The organism is Bradyrhizobium sp. AUGA SZCCT0160, assembly GCF_018130105.1.
GTDB lineage: Bacteria > Pseudomonadota > Alphaproteobacteria > Rhizobiales > Xanthobacteraceae > Bradyrhizobium.
The window spans coordinates 220441-240766 of sequence record NZ_JAFCMD010000004.1 but is presented as its reverse complement, the minus strand read 5'-3'; the positions used below and the strand labels follow the sequence as shown (position 1 = coordinate 240766).

At 62.5% G+C, this 20326-nt stretch carries 28 protein-coding genes; 13 read left to right on the top strand and 15 right to left on the bottom strand.

What is annotated here, in order from left to right; genetic code table 11:
- Positions 1 to 160: 160 nt before the first annotated feature.
- Positions 161 to 418 carry a hypothetical protein gene (locus JQ558_RS09265; RefSeq protein WP_212293458.1) on the bottom strand — a complete coding sequence of 86 codons (258 nt, stop codon included), beginning with the start codon at positions 416 to 418 and terminating at the stop codon, positions 161 to 163.
- 357 nt (positions 419 to 775) lie between these two features.
- On the opposite strand from JQ558_RS09265, the gene coaD reads away from it, so the two are divergent.
- The 5 genes from coaD (at position 776) to queA (ending at position 3969) form a co-directional block, all read left to right on the top strand.
- Complete coding sequence (gene coaD / locus JQ558_RS09260; RefSeq protein ID WP_212210409.1) at positions 776 to 1273, top strand: pantetheine-phosphate adenylyltransferase; 498 nt, start codon at positions 776 to 778, stop codon at positions 1271 to 1273.
- 49 nt (positions 1274 to 1322) lie between these two features.
- Entirely contained in the window at positions 1323 to 1886 is a 564-nt protein-coding gene (locus tag JQ558_RS09255; RefSeq protein ID WP_212210407.1) for a peptidylprolyl isomerase, read from the top strand.
- A gap of 3 nt (positions 1887 to 1889) precedes the next feature.
- Positions 1890 to 2330: a hypothetical protein gene (locus JQ558_RS09250; protein ID WP_212210405.1), complete on the top strand. Its 441-nt coding sequence runs from the start codon at positions 1890 to 1892 to the stop codon at positions 2328 to 2330.
- Positions 2306 to 2770 carry a peptidylprolyl isomerase gene (locus JQ558_RS09245; RefSeq protein WP_212293457.1) on the top strand — a complete coding sequence of 155 codons (465 nt, stop codon included), beginning with the start codon at positions 2306 to 2308 and terminating at the stop codon, positions 2768 to 2770. The genes JQ558_RS09250 and JQ558_RS09245 overlap by 25 nt, the downstream gene beginning before the upstream one ends.
- A gap of 122 nt (positions 2771 to 2892) precedes the next feature.
- The gene (queA, locus tag JQ558_RS09240) at positions 2893 to 3969 is read left to right on the top strand and encodes a tRNA preQ1(34) S-adenosylmethionine ribosyltransferase-isomerase QueA (RefSeq protein ID WP_212293456.1); all 1077 of its coding nucleotides are present in this window, start codon (positions 2893 to 2895) and stop codon (positions 3967 to 3969) included.
- A 74-nt stretch (positions 3970 to 4043) separates the two neighbouring features.
- Here queA and JQ558_RS09235 read toward each other — a convergent pair whose 3' ends face one another.
- The 4 genes from JQ558_RS09235 to JQ558_RS09220 all read right to left on the bottom strand — a co-directional run bounded on the left by JQ558_RS09235 (position 4044) and on the right by JQ558_RS09220 (position 6924).
- Positions 4044 to 4634 (bottom strand): DedA family protein, encoded by a 591-nt coding sequence (locus JQ558_RS09235; RefSeq protein ID WP_212274913.1) that lies wholly within the window; start codon positions 4632 to 4634, stop codon positions 4044 to 4046.
- A 229-nt stretch (positions 4635 to 4863) separates the two neighbouring features.
- Entirely contained in the window at positions 4864 to 5025 is a 162-nt protein-coding gene (locus tag JQ558_RS09230; RefSeq protein WP_212274912.1) for a hypothetical protein, read from the bottom strand.
- A gap of 128 nt (positions 5026 to 5153) precedes the next feature.
- Positions 5154 to 5825, bottom strand: coding sequence for a glutathione S-transferase family protein (locus tag JQ558_RS09225; RefSeq protein ID WP_212293455.1), 672 nt, complete (start codon positions 5823 to 5825; stop codon positions 5154 to 5156).
- Positions 5826 to 5898: 73 nt separating this feature from the next.
- Complete coding sequence (locus JQ558_RS09220) at positions 5899 to 6924, bottom strand: aspartate-semialdehyde dehydrogenase (protein WP_212293454.1); 1026 nt, start codon at positions 6922 to 6924, stop codon at positions 5899 to 5901.
- Between the two features lie 275 nt (positions 6925 to 7199).
- On the opposite strand from JQ558_RS09220, the gene tgt reads away from it, so the two are divergent.
- Positions 7200 to 8333, top strand: a complete 1134-nt coding sequence (tgt, locus tag JQ558_RS09215) for a tRNA guanosine(34) transglycosylase Tgt (RefSeq protein WP_212293453.1) — start codon at positions 7200 to 7202, stop codon at positions 8331 to 8333.
- Between the two features lie 5 nt (positions 8334 to 8338).
- Here tgt and JQ558_RS37175 read toward each other — a convergent pair whose 3' ends face one another.
- On the bottom strand, positions 8339 to 8551 hold the full coding sequence (locus JQ558_RS37175) for a hypothetical protein (RefSeq protein ID WP_212210396.1): 213 nt from the start codon (positions 8549 to 8551) through the stop codon (positions 8339 to 8341).
- A 231-nt stretch (positions 8552 to 8782) separates the two neighbouring features.
- Here JQ558_RS37175 and cysK point away from each other — a divergent pair, with 231 nt between their 5' ends.
- Genes cysK through JQ558_RS09200 form a run of 3 tightly spaced genes read left to right on the top strand, consistent with a single transcriptional unit; the run spans position 8783 to position 10388 of the window.
- Complete coding sequence (gene cysK, locus JQ558_RS09210) at positions 8783 to 9760, top strand: cysteine synthase A (protein ID WP_212293452.1); 978 nt, start codon at positions 8783 to 8785, stop codon at positions 9758 to 9760.
- A gap of 2 nt (positions 9761 to 9762) precedes the next feature.
- Positions 9763 to 10002, top strand: coding sequence for a BrnA antitoxin family protein (locus JQ558_RS09205; RefSeq protein ID WP_192736086.1), 240 nt, complete (start codon positions 9763 to 9765; stop codon positions 10000 to 10002).
- A 23-nt stretch (positions 10003 to 10025) separates the two neighbouring features.
- Positions 10026 to 10388, top strand: a complete 363-nt coding sequence (locus JQ558_RS09200) for a hypothetical protein (RefSeq protein ID WP_249128274.1) — start codon at positions 10026 to 10028, stop codon at positions 10386 to 10388.
- A 50-nt stretch (positions 10389 to 10438) separates the two neighbouring features.
- On the opposite strand, the gene JQ558_RS09195 is transcribed toward JQ558_RS09200, so the two are convergent.
- Together JQ558_RS09195 and JQ558_RS09190 are read right to left on the bottom strand one after the other, a co-directional pair.
- Positions 10439 to 11854, bottom strand: a complete 1416-nt coding sequence (locus tag JQ558_RS09195) for a caspase family protein (RefSeq protein WP_212293451.1) — start codon at positions 11852 to 11854, stop codon at positions 10439 to 10441.
- A 199-nt stretch (positions 11855 to 12053) separates the two neighbouring features.
- Positions 12054 to 12932, bottom strand: a complete 879-nt coding sequence (locus tag JQ558_RS09190; protein WP_212293450.1) for a DMT family transporter — start codon at positions 12930 to 12932, stop codon at positions 12054 to 12056.
- A 167-nt stretch (positions 12933 to 13099) separates the two neighbouring features.
- On the opposite strand from JQ558_RS09190, the gene JQ558_RS09185 reads away from it, so the two are divergent.
- Together JQ558_RS09185 and JQ558_RS09180 are read left to right on the top strand one after the other, a co-directional pair.
- Entirely contained in the window at positions 13100 to 13498 is a 399-nt protein-coding gene (locus JQ558_RS09185) for a RidA family protein (RefSeq protein ID WP_212274906.1), read from the top strand.
- A 58-nt stretch (positions 13499 to 13556) separates the two neighbouring features.
- On the top strand, positions 13557 to 13775 hold the full coding sequence (locus JQ558_RS09180) for a hypothetical protein (protein ID WP_212210390.1): 219 nt from the start codon (positions 13557 to 13559) through the stop codon (positions 13773 to 13775).
- 88 nt (positions 13776 to 13863) lie between these two features.
- Here the strand turns inward: JQ558_RS09180 and JQ558_RS09175 are convergent, their stop codons facing one another.
- From JQ558_RS09175 to JQ558_RS09155, 5 genes are all read right to left on the bottom strand, one after another.
- Positions 13864 to 14421 (bottom strand): hypothetical protein, encoded by a 558-nt coding sequence (locus JQ558_RS09175; protein WP_409363423.1) that lies wholly within the window; start codon positions 14419 to 14421, stop codon positions 13864 to 13866.
- Positions 14366 to 14722, bottom strand: coding sequence for a hypothetical protein (locus tag JQ558_RS09170; protein ID WP_212210388.1), 357 nt, complete (start codon positions 14720 to 14722; stop codon positions 14366 to 14368). The genes JQ558_RS09175 and JQ558_RS09170 overlap by 56 nt, the downstream gene beginning before the upstream one ends.
- Before the next feature lie 228 nt (positions 14723 to 14950).
- A complete protein-coding gene (locus JQ558_RS09165) occupies positions 14951 to 15550 on the bottom strand; it encodes a formyltransferase family protein (protein WP_212293449.1) in 600 nt (199 codons plus the stop codon).
- A gap of 148 nt (positions 15551 to 15698) precedes the next feature.
- Entirely contained in the window at positions 15699 to 16337 is a 639-nt protein-coding gene (locus JQ558_RS09160; protein WP_212293448.1) for a hypothetical protein, read from the bottom strand.
- A 105-nt stretch (positions 16338 to 16442) separates the two neighbouring features.
- Entirely contained in the window at positions 16443 to 16685 is a 243-nt protein-coding gene (locus JQ558_RS09155; protein ID WP_212274958.1) for a hypothetical protein, read from the bottom strand.
- A 146-nt stretch (positions 16686 to 16831) separates the two neighbouring features.
- Between JQ558_RS09155 and JQ558_RS09150 the strand changes: the two genes are divergently transcribed.
- A complete protein-coding gene (locus JQ558_RS09150; protein ID WP_212293447.1) occupies positions 16832 to 17236 on the top strand; it encodes a hypothetical protein in 405 nt (134 codons plus the stop codon).
- Between the two features lie 72 nt (positions 17237 to 17308).
- On the opposite strand, the gene JQ558_RS09145 is transcribed toward JQ558_RS09150, so the two are convergent.
- Positions 17309 to 17491 carry a hypothetical protein gene (locus tag JQ558_RS09145; RefSeq protein WP_212037414.1) on the bottom strand — a complete coding sequence of 61 codons (183 nt, stop codon included), beginning with the start codon at positions 17489 to 17491 and terminating at the stop codon, positions 17309 to 17311.
- Between the two features lie 407 nt (positions 17492 to 17898).
- Complete coding sequence (locus JQ558_RS09140) at positions 17899 to 18273, bottom strand: hypothetical protein (protein WP_212293446.1); 375 nt, start codon at positions 18271 to 18273, stop codon at positions 17899 to 17901.
- Between the two features lie 425 nt (positions 18274 to 18698).
- On the opposite strand from JQ558_RS09140, the gene JQ558_RS09135 reads away from it, so the two are divergent.
- Complete coding sequence (locus JQ558_RS09135) at positions 18699 to 20300, top strand: alkaline phosphatase (protein WP_212293445.1); 1602 nt, start codon at positions 18699 to 18701, stop codon at positions 20298 to 20300.
- The last annotated feature ends 26 nt before the right edge of the window (positions 20301 to 20326 follow it).

Here is a 20326-nt window from a genome sequence, read left to right as displayed (position 1 = left end):
GCTGAGCCGCTGGGATGACAGGGCCCGAGCGCGTCGATTGCAGCACTGATCCTTCCCTAAAATGGATGCTGATTGCTTCCTGAAACGCCGAAGTCCTCGGGGGGCATCCCGAGGACTTCAAATCAGAGCAATCTGATGGCTAATTGGAAAGGTTGGCGTCTTATGGGGTGCGGTCGGCGGTAACCAAGCGAGCTTCCCGGATAAACGACTTGGAGCCGGCGGCGCGGAGGCAGGAAGCCTCGAAATTCGGCCAAGCCTGCTGCGAGCAATTCTTGCCGACGGTACGGATGTCGAGGCGGTCACCCTTGGCAAGCGCCTGCGGCACGCTGGCTTCGACCGAGGGGGCAAAGCCGGGCAAAATGGTCAATGCGGTGGCGATCAGCGCGGCAAAGGCGATTGCGGAAAGTGCCTTGATCATGACGGTCCCCTGTCATGGGCCGTTCGGCCCGTCGTTTCGTTGATGGATGTGTACCCAGGCGGCGTTTCCGGGTGTCTTCGCCAAGCCCGAAAATGGTTTCGTCCGGGCCGAGTTTTGTTTCGTGGCCCCGGAGAGGACGAAACATTGCCGGCTCGCCTAAGCAGACGCGCCGACCCCCACAGTGGTTCATTGGCCGATCCCAAATAAAAAGGCGGGTTTGCGGGGAACCGGAGCGTTTTCGAGCGAAGCCTGCCCCGGGCTTGATCCGGGGCGGGTACCGATTCGCGTGAAGAAAACGGGTCAAAACAAGAGAGTGGCCGGCTTGCCGGGCCGCCCGGGGCGGGTTAGGAGGGTTCTATGCCCCGTATCGCGCTCTATCCCGGCTCTTTTGACCCCGTCACCAACGGCCATCTGGACGTGGTCCAGCACGCTGTGACCCTGTGCGACCGCCTGATCGTCGCCGTTGCCGTCCATCCCGGCAAAAAGTCGCTGTTTTCGACCGATGAACGCCTGGAGATGCTCAAGGAGGTATGCGCCCCCATCGCGAAGAGCGCCGGTTGCGCCTTCGAGGCCTCCACCTACGACAATCTGACGGTCACGGCGGCCCGCGCGGCCGGCGCCACCATCATGATCAGGGGCCTGCGCGACGGCACCGATCTGGACTACGAGATGCAGCTTGCCGGCATGAACCAGACTATGGCGCCTGAGGTGCATACGGTGTTCGTCCCGGCGTCCCCCGCGGTCCGCCCGATCACCGCCACACTGGTACGCCAAATCGCGGGCATGGGCGGCGACTTTTCCGCGTTCGTGCCGCCCTCGATCGCAGCCAAACTCAAGGCCAAATTCGCCAGCTAGCGCCTGTTCTGCGCTCTCAAAGCCTTACTCTCTCGATCCCGGAGTTTTCATGATCCGCATTCTCGCTTTTGTCGCCGCGCTGATCTGCGCGGCTCCCGCGATCGCCCAGCCGCTGCCGGCCAATCTCGACAAGGCCAATGCGGTCGTGATCGACACGACGAAAGGCCGCATCGTGATCAAGCTGCGGGCCGACCTCGCGCCCCAGCATGCCGAGCGCATCAAGCAGCTGGCACGCGAGGGCTATTACAACAACGTGCCGTTCCACCGCGTCATGGACGGCTTCATGGCGCAGACCGGCGACGGCCAAAACTTCAACGGCACCGGCGGCTCGAAATATCCGAACCTGAAGCAGGAGTTCTCCAAGGTGCCGTTCACCCGCGGCATCGTCGGTATGGCGCGGCGCGGCGACAGCGTCGATACCGCGAACTCGCAATTCTTCATCATGTTCGCGGAAGGCTCGAGCCTGAACGGCCAGTACACCGTGATCGGCGAGGTCGTGTCCGGCATGGATGTGGTCGACAAGCTGAAAAAGGCGCCACCGGGATCGTCCGGTGGACAGGTCACCGACCCTGACAAGATGGTGAAGGTGCAAGTCGCATCCGACATCAAGTGAGCCATGAGAGCGTCACGCAGCAAACCGCTCCTCGGGTTTGCCGCGCTGCTGTTGTGCCTGGTATCGACGGCGCAGGCGCCGGCACAACCGGTGCAACTCGACACGCTCAAGGACATCTTTGTGCGGCTGCATTCGTGCTGGAAGCCACCGCCGCTGTCGCAAGCCAACCCGATCGACATCACCGTGGTCGTCAGCTTCAACCGTCAAGGCGCCATTCTCGGCCAGCCCAAGATTACCTATGAATCGGAACACGCCAGCGATAACGACCGGCTCAAATACCGCATCGCGGTGATGGAAACATTGCAACGCTGTACGCCGTTGCCATTTACCGAGGGACTGGGCGGTGCCGTTGCCGGCCGGCCTTTAGCGGTCCCTTTTCGAACCCGCAAACGTCCACCCAAACCTGATGAGAGAAGAGCATGGCAGCCACAGAAAATACTTTGATCCTTGAGACCACGCAGGGTCCCGTCACCATCGAGATGCGCCCGGATCTGGCGCCGGGCCACGTCGCCCGCATCAAGGAACTGGTGCGCGAAGGGTTTTACGATGGCATCGTGTTCCATCGCGTGATCGAGGGCTTCATGGCGCAGACCGGTTGCCCGCAGGGCACCGGCACCGGCGGTTCCGGCAAGAAGCTGAAGGCCGAATTTAACAAGGAGCCGCATGTGCGCGGCACCACCTCGATGGCGCGCGCGGCGAGCCCGGATTCCGGCGACAGCCAGTTCTTCATCTGCTTCGACGACGCGTCCTTCCTCAACGGCCAGTACACGGTCTGGGGCAAGGTCACGGACGGTATGGAGAACGTCGACAAGATCAAGCGCGGCGAGCCGGTGCAGAACCCGGACAAGATCGTCAAGGCGCATATGGCGGCTGACGCGGGCTGATCATCAGCCGTCATTCCGGGGCGCATCGAAGATGCGAACCCGGAATCTCGAGATTCCGGATTGCCGCGTTTCACGCGGCCTCCGGAATGACGCTGAGAGGCAACGCTGGAGCGCATTGCGCCATGCGCACCGATCTCTTCGACTTCGAACTGCCCCCCGCCAACATCGCGCTGCGGCCGGCGAGCCCGCGCGATTCCGCGAAGATGCTGGTGGTGCAGCCGGACGGCGTGTTGCACGACCGGGCCGTGGCCGAACTGCCGGACTGGCTGCAGCCTGGCGACCAGCTCGTCGTGAACGATACCAAGGTCATTTCGGCCCAGCTCAAGGGACGCCGCATTGGCCGCGAGACCGAACCGAAGATCGAGGCCACACTGATCAAGCGGCTCGACGGCTCGCGCTGGCAGGCGCTGGTCAAGCCGGCCAAGAAACTGGCGCCGGGCGACGTGGTGCGCTTCGGCAATGAAGGCAAGGTCTGCCTGCTCGGCCATCTCGACGCCGAGGTCGAGGCCAAGGGCGAAGAGGGCGAGATCACGCTGTCGTTCTCGTTTCATGGACCTGCGCTCGACCAGGCGATCGCCGACCTCGGCACGCCGCCATTGCCGCCCTACATCGCCTCCAAGCGCACGCCTGACGATCGCGATGCCGCCGATTACCAGACCATGTTCGCGGCCCATGAGGGGGCGGTCGCCGCACCCACCGCAGGGCTGCATTTCACGCCGGCGCTGGAGGCGGCGCTGCGCGAGCGCGGCGTCGGACTGCACCGGATCACGCTGCATGTCGGGGCAGGGACCTTCCTGCCGGTCAAGGTGGAAGAAACGTCGGAACACCGGATGCATGCCGAATGGGGCTCGATCTCGGCCGAGACCGCGGCGGCCTTGAATGCGGCCCGCGCCAAAGGCGGCCGCATCGTCGCGGTCGGGACCACATCGTTGCGGCTGCTCGAGAGTGCGGCCACCGAGGACGGCACCATCCAGCCGTTTGGCGCGGAGACCGCGATCTTCATCACGCCGGGCTATCGCTTTCGCGCGGTCGATATTTTGCTGACCAACTTCCATTTGCCGCGCTCGACACTGTTCATGCTGGTGTCGGCGTTCAGCGGGCTGGAGACCATGAAGCAGGCCTATGCCCACGCCATCGCCGGCGGCTATCGCTTCTATTCCTATGGCGACGCCTGCCTGTTGTTTCGCGCGCGGGAGTGATCGACGCTGCTAGCTTTTTTTGACGCGTTTTCTTCACGCGAACCGGTATCCACTTCGCTCGAAAACGCTCTCGTCTAGCTTCGCTCGACGGCGCGCTCGAGCTTCTTGCTCAAGAACCAGGACAGGCCGAGGAACACGACCAGCAGCGCGAAGGCGACGCCGGAGGAAGCATCGCTCATCATTTTCTCCGAGACCTGACCAAAAGCGTAGCCGGCCGTGACGACCGTGCAGGACCACAGGCCCGCCGCGACGAAATTGAACGCCAGGAAAGTGGACCAGGGCAGCTGCGATATCCCATACGCAAAGCCCGCGACGCCGCGAATGCCGTGCGGAAAACGATGGAACAGGATCATCCAGGCATAGTGGCGGTCGGCCAGCCGGGCTGCGATCTGGACGGCACGTTCCAGCCTCGGAAAGGATCCGAGCCAGCGTGTGCCATAACGCCGCCCGACCCAGAATCTGATCACGTCGCCGGTAAAGGTGCCGAGCCAGCAAATCACGATCAGCGTGCCGAAATTAAGTGCGCCTGCATGCGCGGCGTAGCCTGCGAACAGCGTTAGCAGCAGGCTGTGCGAGGCCGCATAAGCAAACATGAGGCTGTAGGCCGCATCGCCGTGCTGGCGTATGAGATCGAGAAACGATGCGAGATCGGTCGGAAACAGCAAATCAGCTCCGCTTTGACGACTATCCCCCGGTGACACGTCCTGTCGCCGGGGGACCAGGGCGAACGCTACTACGCGGCCGGAGCATTTGAAAGCAAAAGGCGGGCTGGTTTTATGGGCATATTCGCGCAGGGCGCAGGGCGGCCAGAACGCAGCGCACCCACCAACACATTTACGCGGTCGCGTGCCTAGGGGCGCTACAACGGCGGTCCGTCGATCCTTCCTATGTCGATCAACGCGGCTCGCTCGGCTTGTCCCGCTCCCGACTTTCGGCGGCCTGGGCGGCGCATTCATCCATGCCGTGGCACTTGCTCTTGTAATAATAGTACCACGACCCGGCTATCGCGCAGATCAAGACCAGCCCGACGAGATAGACCCAGCTTCGTTTCGGCATCGTCAGCCTTCAATTTCGGTAGCGATCGCGAACTTAACCAACGATTCGCCGTGAAGCCAGCAGGCGACGCGCCTCTCATCGATGTCAGGAATTTCTCATTTCCGACGACGCAACGAAGGCGCGTCAGCTCAAATCCAGGGTTCTTGCAAATGCTCCTGTTGCAGCGCGCGTTGAACCGCCGGTCTGGCCAGAATGCGATTCATGTACGGACCGACATGGGGCCAGCTTGTTCCCGGACGCGGCATTCCACGTGACCATCGACACAGGGTAAGCGCGCAGGCGTCAACTGCCGAGTAAGTATCACCCAACAGCCACTGGCCACCGTGAGATTCGAGCGCACCGTCGAGCAAATCGAACAAGCCATACACCTTCTGTTCGGCACACGCTCGCAACTCGGGAAATATGGCCGGATCGTTGGCCCATTTATGGGGATGCAGATACATCGACAATGCAGGCTGTAACGTACTGGAGGACCACATCAGCCACTTATAAAAGTGCGCGCGTTCGCCAGTCCCTATGGCCGGAGCCAGCTTACAACCCGGATGGGTATCGACCAAATGCAGGCAGATGGCTGCGGACTCGTACAAGACCAGGTCATCCTGCACGAGGACCGGGATCAAACCGTTTGGATTCAGCCGGAGATGATCGGGGCCCTTGTGCGCGCCGCCGCTCAGATTGACAAAAATGAGCTGATACGGAGCCCGATTTCTTCCAGCAATATATGCGGAACGAGGCTGATGAAGCCGGGATAGTAGTAAAGCCGCATCATCAGCGATCTCCTCGCGCACAAAAGCGAGCATGCTTCGCCGCATAAAAATGATGCGCGAAGCGTGGAGTTGGTCAGCGAGATCTAACCTACTCCACGCGTTCACCTCACGCCATCGCGCGCTGCGGCAGCAATTCCGCAATCTGGACGGCGTTCAGCGCGGCGCCCTTCAACAGCTGGTCGGCCGAGACGAACATCGCGATCGAATGACCTGATGGATCGCTAAGATCCTTGCGGATGCGGCCGACCAGCACGTCGTCCTGGCCTGAAGCGTCGATCGGCATCGGGAAGTAATTCTTCGCCCGATCATCGACGATTCTGACACCCGGCGCCTTCGACAGGATCGCGCGTACCTCGTCCTCCGAGATCGGGCGCTCGCATTCGAAAGTGATGGCCTCGCAATGCGCGCGCAGCACCGGCACCCGCACGCAGGTGACGCCGATCGCGATCTTCTCGTCCTCGAAAATCTTCCGCGTCTCCTTGATGACCTTGGTTTCTTCGTCGTTGTAGCCGGTGTCAGGATCGATCGCGGTGTTGTGGCTGAACACGTTGAACGCGTAGGGGAGCGGGATCACCTTGGGCGTAAACGGCCGCCCCTCGAGGCTGGCGCGGGTCGATTCCTTGAGTTCCTCCATCGCCGCCGCACCGGCACCGCTGGCGGCCTGATAGGTCGAGATGATCATGCGCTTGATGCGGTTTTGCCGGTGGATCGGCCACAGCGGCACCAGCGCCGTGATCGCCGAGCAGTTCGGGTTGGCGATGATGCCCTTGTGGTCGCGGATGCGGCCCGCGTTGATTTCGGGAATGACCAGCGGCACTTCCGGATCCATCCGGAAGGCGGACGAATTGTCGACCACGACGGCGCCCGACTTCACCGCGATCGGCGCATACTTCTTCGAAATGCTGCCGCCGGCCGAGAACAGCGCGATGTCGACGCCGTGGAAGGAGTGCGGGGTGAGCTCTTCGATCATCACCTGCTCGCCGCGGAAGTTGACGGTCTGGCCGGCCGAGCGCGCGCTCGCTAGCGCCTTCAGCTTGCCGACGCGGAAATTGCGCTTGTCCATGGTGGCGATGAATTCGGCCCCGACGGCGCCGGTTACGCCGACAATGGCCACTACTGGATCGTTGCTCACGTTCGTCTTCCTTTGGTTTGTGTGTGCTGCAGGCAATAAAAAAGCCCCGGTCCTTTTCAGGCGGGGCTTCGGTTCAGATGATGCGATCGTCAGGTTACGCGCGCACGGCTCCCGAGCCCCCCAAGGGTGCTTTGGTTTTCGCGGTACGTTTGGTGGTCGCGTTCATGGGGCGGACTTATGCGGGAGACTTTTGCCGTCGTCAACGGGTTTTGGAGGGAAAAAGAGGCCGAATGGCCTGTTGAACAGGGCGCGCTTGTTACGCCATAAGCTCACCCATGGACGCTCCCAATCATTTCGAGCTGCTCGCTACCGATGGCCGGGCTCGGCTCGGCCGGCTCTCCACCCCACACGGCGTGGTGCGGACGCCGGCCTTCATGCCGGTCGGCACCGCGGGCGCGATGAAGGGCATGCACTGGCGCGAGGTGCGCGATGCCGGCGCCGATATCGTGCTCGGCAATACCTACCATCTGATGCTGCGGCCGGGGGCCGAGCGGATCGCCGCCCTTGGCGGCTTGCAGAAATTCACCGGCTGGCAGGGGCCGATGCTGACCGATTCCGGCGGCTTCCAGGTGATGTCGCTTTCAGAGCTGCGCAAAGTGACCGAGCACGCCGTGACCTTCCGCTCACATATCGACGGCGCCAAGGTCGAACTGTCGCCGGAACGATCGATCGAGGTACAGCGGCTGCTCGGCTCCGACATCGCCATGCAGATGGACGAATGCGTTCGGCTGCCGGCCGAACGCGCCGACATCGAACGCGCGATGCAGCTCTCGTTGCGCTGGGCCGAGCGCTCAAAACGCGCCTTCGAGAGCGCGCCTCCCGGCTACATGCTGTTCGGCATCGTGCAGGGCGGCGATGTGCCCGAGCTTCGCCACGCCAGTGCGCGCGGGCTGGTCGAGATCGGGTTCCACGGCTACGCGATTGGCGGTCTTGCGGTCGGCGAACCCCAGGCGGTGATGCTTGCCATGATCGAGGAGACCGCGCCCCGGCTGCCACAGGATCGTCCGCGCTATCTGATGGGCGTCGGCACGCCCGAGGATCTGCTGGAGGCGGTGGCGCGCGGCATCGACATGTTCGACTGCGTCATGCCGACCCGTAACGGCCGGCACGGCATGGCGTTTACCCGCTTCGGCCAGATCAATCTGCGCAATGCCCGCCACGCCGACGATCCGAGGCCGCTGGACGAGGAGAGCACGTGGCCGGCGACGCGCGAATACTCGCGCGCATACCTGCATCATCTGGTGCGGTCGGGCGAAACGCTGGGCGCGATGCTGCTGTCTGAAATCAATATCGCGTACTATCAGAGCCTGATGCAGGGCATGCGGGACGCGATCGGCAACGGCAGCTTTGAAGCGTTCAAAAAACAAACGCGCGCCGGATGGGCGCGCGGTGACATTGCTGTGAGGTGAAGACCTCAGTTACAGGCGAACCTCCGGATCGAATGCTTGGTCACGAAGCCGTAACCGCAGGTATCGCAGGTCCAGAGGTAACCGATGACGTGGTCATACATGTAGGCGGAAGCTTCCGCGGCCACCATGGAGTCCGCACATACCGGGCAGGTTGGTAAATCACAGCCACGCGGGTCGGGCCTAGACGCGACGGACAGGACTTCAGCAATTGCTGGCATCGTGACCTCCTTGCGACCTGAAGCGGAAGCTCAACTCACGACGAAAGTATAAACCGATTTATTTGACGTTGTCGCAACACAAATGCGTTGGAACGACTTTATTGGCGAACTTTCGATTTTGCGATGCAGCGAATTTTGACTCTGACGTTTCGGACTTGCGCATCAGCTCGGCCACCTCCTAAGTAAGAGAGCCCCGAATTCCGGGCATATTATCACTATGGGAGCGTTGTAATGGAGGCATCGTCAGCCACGGGTGCAGTGCACCGTCCCGGGCGGGGCAGGGTGTTCGACAGCATCGTCGATGCCGTCGGCGACACGCCGATCGTCCGCTTGCGCAAACTGCCGCAAGCCCACGGTGTCAGCGCTACCATTTTAGCTAAACTTGAATATTTCAGCCCGGCGGCAAGCGTCAAAGACCGCATCGGCGCGGCGATGGTGATCGCCATGGAGAAGGCCGGCGTGATCAACGCCGACACCGTGCTGATCGAGCCGACCTCCGGCAATACCGGCATTGCGCTGGCATTCGTTGCGGCCTCACGAGGCTACCGGTTGAAACTGGTGATGCCGGAATCGATGTCGATCGAGCGGCGCAAAATGCTGGCCTTCCTCGGCGCCGAGATCGTGCTGACGCCGGCGGCGCAGGGCATGAAGGGCTCGATCGCGACCGCCGAAGAGCTGGTGCGCACGACGCCGAACGCCGTGATGCCACAGCAGTTCAAGAACCTCGCCAATCCCGAAATTCACCGCCGCACCACCGCGGAGGAAATTTGGAACGACACCGGCGGCAATATCGATTTCTTTGTCGCAGGCGTCGGAACCGGCGGCACCATCACCGGCGTCGGCCAGGTGCTGAAGCCGCGCAAGCCTTCGCTGCGGGTGATCGCCGTCGAGCCGGAGGAAAGCCCGGTGCTGTCGGGCGGGCAGCATACGCCGCACAAGATCCAGGGCATCGGCGCCGGCTTCATTCCGGACATTCTGGATCGTTCGGTGATCGACGAAATCGTCAAGATCAACTCGGCGACTGCGATCGAGATGTCGCGCGCGCTGGCACGCAACGAAGGCATTCCGGGCGGCATCTCCTCAGGCGCGGCGATCGCCGCCGCGCTCGAGATCGGCAAGCGGCAGGAGGCCGCCGGCAAGACCATTCTCGCCATTGTGCCGTCATTCTCCGAACGCTATCTGTCGACTGTATTGTTTGAAGGAATTTAGCGATGGCGGACCAGCCGAGACGGCCGAGGACCCTGAACGACGCCCGCAGCGAGGCCGAAGCGGCGTTCAAGCGCACCACCACCAAGGTGGTGGAGGCGCCACCGAAGCCGACGGCGCTTCCCGGCGTGAAGGAACTCGTGTCGCTACGCATCGACCAGGATGTGCTCGAATATTTCCAGGAAGGCGGCGCCGGCTGGCAGGACCGGATCAACGCGGCGTTGCGCAAGGCCGCCGGCAAATAGCCCCGCGAAACAGATCCGCGCGAATGCGTCCTGTCCTGGCCCACTTCCGGCTGGTTGTCCTGAGCTGCTTCGGATTGGCGATCGGCGGCTGCCTCGCCGATCCGGCGATCGCGGATCAGGCGCCGTTCACCTGCACGATCCTGCCGGGCGAGGAGATCGCCAGCATCTCGATGACGAACCCGCTCGCCCGCCACGCTTCCTGCATCGTCACGTGCAGATTCTCGACCACCAAATACGATAACAATCCGCAGATCACCTGTGCCAAGTCGGTGCCCGCGGGCAAGGAAGTGGAGATGTGCCGGCTGACGTCGGGCGGCGACAAGTTCGTCAAACTTGCCGAAGGCCGCGCGGATTGCTTGGGGCTATCCAACCCCAGCTCCGAATGAAAAAGCCCGGGATGATCCCGGGCTTTTTGCCGTGAATTGTCTTTGAGCGCTTAGCGCAGCATGCCGCCCACGACGCCGCCGATGAAGCGCCCGGCGCCGGCCGGATCGGGATTACTCTGATACTGGCGTTGAGGCTGAGGTTGGGGCTGTGCCTGCTGCTGGCCACCGCCGCTGGTAGCGCGGCGCTTCGGCCGCTCTTCGTCAGAACTCGCGGTCGGCGGCGCCGCCACGATCTCGGTCAACAGGGCTTTGTGCTGCAGCCTGTTGAGGTAGCCGGTCTTGGGGTAGCCACGGGCGGCCTGCCATCGCGTGATCACGGCCCGGGTCGGGGCATCGAAATTGCCGGACACCTTGGTGTCGAAGCCGAGACCGTTCAGGCGGCGCTGCACGTCGCGGCGCTGGCCCTTGTCGAGGCCAATCTGGTCCTCAGTGGTCTGGTTGGCTTCTTCCTTGAACGTCGCCGGATCGATGCCGGCGGTCAGGTTGCGCGTGGCATTGTCCGGTTTGCTCTCAAGTGAGGCAATCCGTGCCAGCGCCAGCGATTTGAACTGACCGTTGGGATACTGAGCCACGTAAGCGTTGAGCTCTTCCGGCTTGCTCGAATCCTTGATCGAGCGCCAGAACTCGAGCTCGACGTCGCTGCCCGGTGCACCGGCAGCCACAGCCGGCGCCGTTCCGGGCGCGGCAGGCGCGGGCGCACCGTTCAGGTAAACCGCACCGGTCAGGTTGGTGTTGCCCCAGGGCAATTGACCCTTGTTGGTTTCCTCCTGGACCTGAGCGCGGACCTTGGTCATCGCCTGCTGAAGCTCGACGCCAGGCTGGGTGAGGTTGGCGAGCAGCGCGCGGGTGAACGGGCTGTTGCCGCCTTCCTTGCCGTCAAGCGCGGTCTGGCCGGGGCCGGTCGCAAACGCGATCAGCGTGCCTTCGCCGGATTTCATTTCGGCAAGGCCGGTCTGCACCGACACGCTGCGGGTCGACGGCGCGTTGGACTTGATCTTGGCGGCGAACGGATTGTCGCGGCAGGCATCGAGCAGCACCAGCTTGACCTTGGCGTCGCTCATGGTCTGGTCGAGCGTGAGATCGATGTTGATGGCTGCGCCGAGCTTGACGTCCATTTCCGATTTGATGTCGGCGTCGATCGGCAGCAGGTAATTGGTGCCGCCGACGGCGATGCCGTGGCCGGCGTAGAAGAACACGGCCACGTCGGCGCCCTGCGCCTTTTTGCCGAAGTCGAGCAGCTTCTCCGTCATCTTGTCGCGGGTCAGGTTGGAGCCTTCCACCACTTCAAAACCGACATTGCGCAACGCGGCCGCCATCGCCTTCGCGTCGATCGACGGATTGGGCAACGCGGCGACGTGCTTGTAGGTGCCGTTCCCGACCACGAAGGCAACCCGCCTTTCGGCGCTGGCGGCGCCGGCGGTGAAGACCATGCAGATCAAGGAAAGGACAAGGGTTGGGAAGCGCATCAGAAAAATCCCCCTGGCAGAATCGAAAAAAGATTTCGGCGGCAACGTTGGCCGCAGGTTACACGAAAAAAATACACACCGCGCCAGAAAAATGGGCAGCCTGCCCAGATCCGGGAGCCGTATGATTCGCTCTTAAGCTATTGAATCTATCCAATATCTCATGAGATCCAGATCACAATTTGGTGGGTAAAATCCAAATTCAGGTTGCTGCCCGCGCGGGAACCGGATTGGTCGGGCGCAAGTTCAGCAGATTGCCGGCCAGGATCAGGATGGCGCCGAGCACGGTGAACAGGTCGAGCCGCTCCGAATAGATCAGCCAGCCCGCGGTGGCGGTCAAGGGAACCCGCAGGAAATCCATCGGGATCACGACCGTTGCATCGGCGTGCCGCAACGCCCGCGCCATGCAGTAATGCGAGAATGTGCCGCAAAACGCGATCACTGCCGCCCAACCCCAGATATAGGCCGGGGGCCACTTCCAGACGTAGAGCGCGGGAATAAATCCGGCCACAGATTGCACCACCAGCATCCAGAAGATGATCGCGACCGCCTGCTCGGTGCGGGTCAGCGACTTCACCATCGCGACCGAAACGCCGAAGCCCACGGCGGCGGCGAGCGCAATCAATTGTCCCGGATTGACTTCGCCGGTGGCGGGACGAACGATGATCACGACGCCTACGACTCCGAGCACAATGGCGGCGACCTTCCACACCGTCATGCGCTCGCCGAGAAACATTGCCGCCAGGATCGCGGTCCAAATCGGCATCGTGAATTCGATCGCAACGACTTGACCGATCGGGATCAGCGTCAGCGCGAAGAACCAGCCGAGTTGCGCGCCGTAGTGAACGATGTTGCGCACGACATGCATGTGCAGCCGAGCGGTCTTCAACACCGAGAACCCGCCGCTGGCCCGGATCAGCGGATACAGCATGAAGAACCCGAGGATGGTGCGCATCTCCATCAGCTGGAACACATTCAGTTCCCGCATCGCCTCGCGGCCAGCGACCACGATAATCAGCATCAAGGCGAGCCAGCCCGACATCCACAGCGCAGCCAGTGATTTGGAAGGTGTGCGGTCCATGCTGACGGCTGAGTTGGTTGACTTGGAGGGGCAGGCCGGTATCGGCGAGCGCCCGGCGATTTGCAACGTGCAAATCTGCGGACGCAGCGATGCGCGGGCGCCAATTTCGCTGTGGGAGGCGGCGCCGGATCGGTGCTAAGGATCGCCCGTCTCAGGAGGACTCATCCATGCGTATCCTACAACCGGCCGAATGGTCGAAACCCCGCGGCTTTTCACACGGTGTCGAGGTCGACGGTCCAGGCAAATGGATCGTGCTGGCCGGCCAGACCGGCGGCGACGAGAAGGGCGATTATCACCCCGACATGGCCGCGCAGGTCGGCACGGCGCTGAAACGGGTCATCAAGCTGCTCGGCGAGGCAGGGGCCGGTCCCGAACACATCGTCCGCCTGACCTGGTATCTGACCAGCCGCAGCGAATATGAGGCGGCGGGCGCCGGCATCGGCGCGGCCTGGAAGGAGACGCTCGGTCGCAACTTCCCGCCATCGACGCTGCTCTATATCGACGGACTGGTCGATGTCAGGGCCAAGGTCGAACTCGAAGTCACCGCTTACGTGCCCAGATCTTAAGTGCCCAAATCCTGAATCGGACTTGAGGCGCACCCGAACAACACAGGAAACATAGTCCATGACCAACCGCTCGACTTCAGAAGCCCGATCGACTTCAGCGAGTTTCGTGACGGCCTTTGCAACCGGCTGGCCCGAAGCCCAACCCGACATCATGGTGCTGTCGCTCACGACCCATAACGGGGTGCAGGATTTTGCCTTCAACAAGGAACAGGCCCTGCTGATCGCAAAGACCATCAAGGATACTGCTGCAAGGCTGGAGACGCCCAAAACCGGCTAGTCACCGCAAATACCGCTCATAACGAAAATCGCCCGCTCTGCAGCGGGCGATTTGGTATTCGGGAGAGTGCGGGCGGACCGCTGCGATTTTACTTCGAAAGCGAAATATTGGCGGCGCGGAACTGGCTGTCGGCCCGGATGCTGACGGACTGCTTGTTGCCGGCTGTCTTGAGCGCGATGTTCGCGTTGAAGCCGGCGGTGACGGCCGTGACCTGGAAATTGCCACCGCCGCCGCGGCCCTGCAGGCTGCCGGTGATGCCGCGGCTGGTTTCGCTCCACTGCCCGACAATCGCGCCGCCCTGGTCGACCACGTTGGCCGTCAGGTTGAACCGATAGGCGTCGCTCGCGCAGGTGAGGCTCATGTCCATCTTGGCGCCCGCAACGTCATAGACCGCGCGGCAGCGGATGCGTTCGTTCGATCCGTCGTCCAGCGTGACGGTGCCGGCGCCGGCCCACTTGCCGGCCATGCCGGCGTAGGGCCCGGAGGACTGGGCATAACTTGCTGGGACTGCAAGCGAAGTCATAAAAAACGCGACGGCTGCAATTGTCAGCCGCCGCGGATAGGCGAAGAAATCTGATGTTCGGCCTGTCTTACTGACGGGAGGCTTCCCATCGACCGCTACACGGTACACCAGCTGATGCCCCATTCCATTTCCCCGATCCGGAGTTGCCACTGAGTTGACCGTTCGCATATGCACCATTGATCGAGACTCGCACAAGTCCCCCGGAACTGACGGTTCCGGAAACCGGGGCGCCGGACCCCGTTACCTTGCCGTCGCTGACCGTGACGGTTGAGGCGGTGCGCGCATCGCAGCTGCCGGTTTTGGTGACGACGGTAACCTGCCAAAGCCCGTCATAGGGCTGCGCGGCGGCGGCGGGAGCGGCCGCGAAGGCTGCGGTGGCAAGAAACGAAGTCAAAAAAAGCTTGCTGATGCGGTTCGAACGCATGGATCAAATCCCCGAAAGATGTGTGTGATGAGCGCGTTATCCGGTCACAATGTGTTCAAACTTTGGTGCGCCGCAAAAACGCGGAAAGTTCCTGTGCACTCAAACACATCAAGGTGAATCCGGTTCCGGCCTCGGAACGAATAAAAGCGCATAATGGGCTCTTTTTCGGGCCATGATTCGGGCCGAAATGCTTAACTGGGTGAAACGGCCGGATATTCCCCCGTTTGGTCAGTGCCTTGCGTCGGATAGCTTTGGCGCGAGGGTGGCGAATTGCTCGTCCTGGGGCCGGGCCGGCAGGGTCTTGTGGATCCTGGCGTAATCGATGACTTCGCCGAGCAGCTTTTGGCCGAGGGGAGCCAGCGCGCGCTCCCAGAGCTCGCGTGCGGTCTCGCCTTTCCTGACGAAAACCCACTCCTGCGCCGCGATCGCGCCGGCGTCCATCCGGTCGGCGAGGTGGTAGATGGTACCGCCGGCGATCGGATCGCCTTCCTTGATGGTCCATTCGACCGCGGCGATGCCGCGGTGCCGGGGCAGCAGCGAGGGGTGATAGCCGATGCCGCCGAGCTTGGCGACGGCGAGCGCCTCGCGGGTGATGCGGGCGTGGCTGTGGGCCGTCACGATCAGGTCGCTGTCGGGGGCGATTTCCGCCGCTGAGACGAATCTGGCGTCGGCCTGCACGACGACCTCAACGCCGGCGGCCCTCGCTGCGGCGGCCAGCCGGTCTTCGTTGTCGTGGACGACGATCCTCGCGATTTCGACGCCGTGTTCGCGCAGCATGGTGAAGGTCGTCACGCCGAAATGGCGGGAGCCGACGAGGGTGATCCGCATATGTTCCGTCCGTCGTTAGTCAGGCCGATATGCGGATAGCACACCAAAGCCGTCAGACTCGCCGCCGGGGTCGGCTAGTCCGGGTTATCAACAGTCAGGGTTATCAACGAAAGGGCGCACCGGGCAAGTCGGCCTGCCGTCGCCGCAATTAGTTCCTGCTGGCACAGCTCGGGTAGGGCGCGGGCTCGCCGGGCACGATCGGACAGACACGAATCGGCTGCAATTGGCGCAACCGCTCCAGCCATTTGGTCTCGTCAATTGTGCTTCGCCCAGTCGCCGGCGTGCGTTCGGCCCATTGCACCGTGTAGTAATCGGCGCTGCCTTTGACGGTGACGATCAGGGTGGTTTCGCTGTGTTTGTCGGCGCTGGTTTCGACCCGGCCGCAGCTTGCCACCGCGACATACGCATCTTGATCGCCGAATTTGGCCGGGCCAAATCCTTGCGCTGCGAAGGTGTCGGGGCAGGCCGACTTGAAGCCACCGACCATCGAGCCCGCAAAGCGCTCCGGCGAAACCCCGGCGTTGCCGGCGGCCCCCTTGGCGCCGGTCACCGTGATCATCTGGGTCCAGCTCTTGACGGTCTCGCCCTTCAGCACGGCCTCGCGAACATAGTTCGTCCCCTTGGTGTTCTCGAACACCGTGGCGAAACTGGCGGGCAAGCTGAACATGACGAGTTGACCGAAGATCGGCGAGATCACCTTGAAAGTCGTGGGGGCCGGGCCTTGGGCCGATGCCGACGTCGCGAGCAGCGCGCACAAGGCCGCCGAGAAAACTGTCACTCTCGTCATTGGCAGCTTCCTCGCCGACTTCGCCGTGCAATCCGCGCGTTCGATCATAGGCCCGCGACGGCGCGCTGCCGGTTGGCGCGTGATCCCAATGGGATCCCCAAGGGGTCAAGTGAGGATACGAAGCTCCGGCCGGCCGCGGGTGCGGGGCTGGTCCTTGGCCGGCTGTGACTGGCGCGTCGCCACCAATTGAAGCTGGGTTCGCAGGTCGGCGCTGCATTGCTTCATCTGATTGCGCAGTTCGCGGCGCGTAAAGGCGGTGAGGGAGGGATCGGCCAGTTGCTGCCAAGCCGAGCGCAGCCATTCCTGCAGGGCGCGGATATCATTATCAAGGATTACGGGCTGGTTCATGCCGCCGAATCTCCAGATGTGATCGCCGCCAAGTTAGGTCTGATTCGTTTACAGATGCCTACTCCGGTAATTGACGGGCGCGACCTTTACCCCCGGAACGAGCGCCCCACATGAACGTTGGGCCCACAGCTTTCCCTGGAGATTCAATGTCCGGCCATTCGGCGCTTGTTGGCTTTGCGATGCTTGTCAGCCTGATCGTGCCCGGCACCGCGTTCGCGCAGTTCCCGCCGCCCGCCGGCTCGGCCGGAGCGGGCAGTTCTGCGATCAGCGGCATACCTTACGGTCCGGCCAATCCCAGCGCGGTCGGCGACCCCAGCGGAATCGGAAACGCCTCCCGGATCCCGCCGCCCGGCACCAACAGTCCTGCGCCGTCCCCCAGCTACGGTTCGGTCAATGCGTCGCCCTCGGGTTCGCGCGTCGTCGTGCCGCCCTATGCGGGGGCGTCGCAACGGATCACCGTTCCGCGCCAGGCAAGGTCAAAGAGGCCACCCGTGCGCCCGCGCGGCCGGGTTGAGACCAGCAAGTTCACCGGGATATGTCGGGGCTGCTAGGGGGCGCGTTGCCTCGGGACGCTGCCTTGACGCTGCCTTGGGACAAGGCCAGGCGATCCGCAGGAGCCCTGCCTAATGCGGTTGCAGATCGTTCGCCTTCCAGCCGGTGGAAAGCACAAGGAACAAGGCGCGATACGCGTGATAGCGTGCGGCGGGCCGGGTTTTCTCCCGTCCGCCTGCAATCATTTTCCCGCTCTGATCGCGCACTTGCCAGCAAAAGTTCCGGCGGCGCTTGAAGATCACAAATTGCAGCATCGGAGGCCGGAACACCGCGCGGGGCCCATTATTCCAAAGAAAATGCGGGCAATGCATGTTTCGGTTCATGGCGTGCGCTGCTCGGATTGAGAGCGGGAGGAACGTTCAACGCGTTATGGCCGATTCTCTTCCAAAATATCCGATTCGCAGGCTTGATTGCGGATCGTGGGGGCTGGCTCAACGGGGCACGGTGTTGTTGCCCGCCGCTGCGGATTCCGGAGATTCCAAGAATGAAACCCCCGCCGTCCCTGAGGATCGGCGGGGGGTATGGGAAAGATGGTGCGAGGCTGGGCGGTGCCCAGGTGTCGCGCCAAGGACCCGCGTGAAATCAGCCCTATCGAACAGTTCCGGGCAAGACGATTTTGTAAGCAATGCTGCCTGCGTTTCGTGCACACGCGACCAATCGATTACTCCGCGATGAATGACGTCGTCTTGGTCCCGGAATCGTAGCGCAGCCTGAGCACGTTGAATTTGCACAGATTGACGTTCTTCCAGCGCACCGATTCATCGTAATTCGCCCAATCCACCTTGATGTTCCAGACGCAGCCGTCCTCATCCTCGTCCTCATCGAATTCAACGTAAGCGGTGTCCTGGTTCTTCAGGGTCTTGTCGAGTTCGTTCTCCCATTCGTCGAGGCCGTCATCGGGCGAATTGAAACCCAAAAACTTGATCGCATAGCCGGTCTCGTTGATGACCGAGACGTTGCGGTTGTCGGCGGCCAAGGCGGGCGCGGCGGCGAGCGATAGTCCAAGCACAATCAACACGGATAAAATCGTTTTCATTTGAAATGCTCCTGGCGGCACAAGGCGTGCGGCGACGCGTTTAGCAACCTTTGCGTTGGCCGTCCTCTCACGCAGCGCACGATGATCGCAATTTGGACATCCGTATTCGTCCGGGTTAGCGGCGCGCGGTTTCGCAATCTATAACGGCCTCGCTAACAGCGGGGGGGGGCAGGGCGTTCGCTCATCACAGTGAACGCCATTCCACTGGAGGCTCACGAGGCCCGGACTCCTAGGCACTCCGGGCCTCGTCTACCTCCCCCACACATCCGCACATCCGCTCAGCAACCGACGGCGAGTTCACCGCTGAGATTGCGAACACCTTCATTCTGATGCGGCCGCGCGGTTCATCCGACTGTCGCAAAACCTTCGACCTGCGGTCAATTTGGACAGGCACCCTTCGTCGCGATTCGACGAGGATGCCTTGAATGCCGATTGGAATACGCGCGACGCAAGACCTGACTGGACAAGGCTTGACCAGACGTCAATTGCTGGTTCGATCCGCATCCACCGCCGCGGTCGCAGCGTTGGGAAGTGTTGCCAAGCCTTATCTCAGCCGCGCCGCGGACCGTCCGCACATCGCCGGCGGGATTGCGTCGGGCGACGTCTCGGCCGATTCCGCGGTGATATGGGCAAGGGCCGATCGTGCCGCGCGCATGCAGGTGGAGTGCTCGATCGACGAGAGCTTCAAGTCCATCCTTCGCGTCGCATGGTCGGAAGCGCTGCCCGAGCATGACTTCACCTCGAAGCTTTTGCTCGATGGCCTTCCTCCGGGGCAGGATATTTTCTACCGGGTGCGTTTCGCTGATATCGGCGAGTCCGGGATTTCGGGTGAGGCACAGGTCGGCCATTTCCGTACCGCGCCGGTGGCGCGACACGCGGTATCCTTTGTCTGGTCGGGCGATACCGCCGGCCAGGGCTGGGGCATCGATCCCGCCCGCGGCGGCATGCGGACTTACAAGACCATGCTCGTAAACCGCCCGGACTTCTTCATCCATTCCGGCGATCACATCTACGCCGACTGTCCGATCGAAGCCGAATTGAAGCTGCCGGACGGAGGCTTGTGGCGAAACATCGTCACCGAAGACAAATCCGTCGTTGCCCACAGCCTCGCGCAATATCGCGCCAACTACAAATACAATCTGCTCGACGAGAATCTGCGCGCCTTCAACGCGCAAGTGCCGATGCTCGCGCAGTGGGACGATCATGAAGTGACCAATGACTGGGCGCCGGTCGGCACCGCCGACGAGACCGGCTACGCCGAAGACGGCAGCTCTCACCTGGTGGCGCGGGCGGCCCGCGCGTTCCATGAATTCATGCCGATCCGCAACCTGGCTGGGCAGGCGGGGCGGATCTATCGCAAGGTCGCCTATGGGCCGCTGCTCGACGTCTTTCTGATCGACATGCGCAGCTACCGCGATTCGACGTGGAATAATCGCGACGACCGCAGCGACACCTGCATTCTCGGCCCCGCGCAACTGGCCTGGCTGAAGCGTGAACTCACGGCGTCCGATGCGACCTGGAAGGTCATCGCCGCCGACATGCCGATCGGATTGATCAGCGAGGATGCGATCGCGCTTGGCGACGGCCCGCCGGAGCGGCGCGAATGCGAGATTGCCGATCTGCTGTCCTTCATGAAACGCATGGGCATCAGCAACACCGTGTGGCTGACGGCCGACATGCATTACACGGCCGCACATCGCTACCATCCGAACCGCGCGGTGTTTCAGGATTTCGAGCCGTTCTGGGAGTTCGTCTCCGGACCGCTGCATGCGGGGACTTGGGCGCCGGCCCCGCTGGACAATACGTTCGGACCGGCGGTGGCGTTCCAAAAAGGCTGCAGCGCGGAGCAGGGCGAAAACCTCGCGCCGTGTTTCGGACTTCAGTTCTTCGGCCGGGTTGATATCGATGGCCAATCGGAGGTCATGACGGTGACCTTGAAGGATGTCGACAATCTGGATCTATGGTCGGTGGATATCGACCCGCGGCCGGATGGACGGCAGAAGCAAGTGCTGTCTCAACACATCTGATCCGCCTGACGCGGCGGCAATGCGGA

Excerpts from the sequence above, each read along its gene's own strand:
- JQ558_RS09150 (WP_212293447.1), top strand. The coding sequence starts at position 16,832 with ATGTCCGGCCATTCGGCGCTTGTTGGCTTTGCGATGCTTGTCAGCCTG.
- JQ558_RS09135 (WP_212293445.1), top strand. The coding sequence starts at position 18,699 with ATGCCGATTGGAATACGCGCGACGCAAGACCTGACTGGACAAGGCTTG.
- JQ558_RS09245 (WP_212293457.1), top strand. The coding sequence starts at position 2,306 with ATGGCAGCCACAGAAAATACTTTGATCCTTGAGACCACGCAGGGTCCC.
- JQ558_RS09140 (WP_212293446.1), bottom strand. The coding sequence starts at position 18,273 with ATGAAAACGATTTTATCCGTGTTGATTGTGCTTGGACTATCGCTCGCC.
- cysK (WP_212293452.1), top strand. The coding sequence starts at position 8,783 with ATGGAGGCATCGTCAGCCACGGGTGCAGTGCACCGTCCCGGGCGGGGC.
- coaD (WP_212210409.1), top strand. The coding sequence starts at position 776 with ATGCCCCGTATCGCGCTCTATCCCGGCTCTTTTGACCCCGTCACCAAC.
- JQ558_RS09175 (WP_409363423.1), bottom strand. The coding sequence starts at position 14,421 with ATGGGGCATCAGCTGGTGTACCGTGTAGCGGTCGATGGGAAGCCTCCC.
- JQ558_RS09265 (WP_212293458.1), bottom strand. The coding sequence starts at position 418 with ATGATCAAGGCACTTTCCGCAATCGCCTTTGCCGCGCTGATCGCCACC.
- JQ558_RS09250 (WP_212210405.1), top strand. The coding sequence starts at position 1,890 with ATGAGAGCGTCACGCAGCAAACCGCTCCTCGGGTTTGCCGCGCTGCTG.
- JQ558_RS09225 (WP_212293455.1), bottom strand. The coding sequence starts at position 5,825 with ATGCTCGCTTTTGTGCGCGAGGAGATCGCTGATGATGCGGCTTTACTA.
- JQ558_RS09160 (WP_212293448.1), bottom strand. The coding sequence starts at position 16,337 with ATGACGAGAGTGACAGTTTTCTCGGCGGCCTTGTGCGCGCTGCTCGCG.
- JQ558_RS09230 (WP_212274912.1), bottom strand. The coding sequence starts at position 5,025 with ATGCCGAAACGAAGCTGGGTCTATCTCGTCGGGCTGGTCTTGATCTGC.
- JQ558_RS09195 (WP_212293451.1), bottom strand. The coding sequence starts at position 11,854 with ATGCGCTTCCCAACCCTTGTCCTTTCCTTGATCTGCATGGTCTTCACC.
- JQ558_RS09205 (WP_192736086.1), top strand. The coding sequence starts at position 9,763 with ATGGCGGACCAGCCGAGACGGCCGAGGACCCTGAACGACGCCCGCAGC.
- JQ558_RS09155 (WP_212274958.1), bottom strand. The coding sequence starts at position 16,685 with ATGAACCAGCCCGTAATCCTTGATAATGATATCCGCGCCCTGCAGGAA.
- JQ558_RS09180 (WP_212210390.1), top strand. The coding sequence starts at position 13,557 with ATGACCAACCGCTCGACTTCAGAAGCCCGATCGACTTCAGCGAGTTTC.
- JQ558_RS09165 (WP_212293449.1), bottom strand. The coding sequence starts at position 15,550 with ATGCGGATCACCCTCGTCGGCTCCCGCCATTTCGGCGTGACGACCTTC.
- JQ558_RS37175 (WP_212210396.1), bottom strand. The coding sequence starts at position 8,551 with ATGCCAGCAATTGCTGAAGTCCTGTCCGTCGCGTCTAGGCCCGACCCG.
- JQ558_RS09145 (WP_212037414.1), bottom strand. The coding sequence starts at position 17,491 with ATGCTGCAATTTGTGATCTTCAAGCGCCGCCGGAACTTTTGCTGGCAA.
- JQ558_RS09170 (WP_212210388.1), bottom strand. The coding sequence starts at position 14,722 with ATGCGTTCGAACCGCATCAGCAAGCTTTTTTTGACTTCGTTTCTTGCC.
- JQ558_RS09185 (WP_212274906.1), top strand. The coding sequence starts at position 13,100 with ATGCGTATCCTACAACCGGCCGAATGGTCGAAACCCCGCGGCTTTTCA.
- JQ558_RS09190 (WP_212293450.1), bottom strand. The coding sequence starts at position 12,932 with ATGGACCGCACACCTTCCAAATCACTGGCTGCGCTGTGGATGTCGGGC.
- tgt (WP_212293453.1), top strand. The coding sequence starts at position 7,200 with ATGGACGCTCCCAATCATTTCGAGCTGCTCGCTACCGATGGCCGGGCT.
- queA (WP_212293456.1), top strand. The coding sequence starts at position 2,893 with ATGCGCACCGATCTCTTCGACTTCGAACTGCCCCCCGCCAACATCGCG.
- JQ558_RS09255 (WP_212210407.1), top strand. The coding sequence starts at position 1,323 with ATGATCCGCATTCTCGCTTTTGTCGCCGCGCTGATCTGCGCGGCTCCC.
- JQ558_RS09200 (WP_249128274.1), top strand. The coding sequence starts at position 10,026 with ATGCGTCCTGTCCTGGCCCACTTCCGGCTGGTTGTCCTGAGCTGCTTC.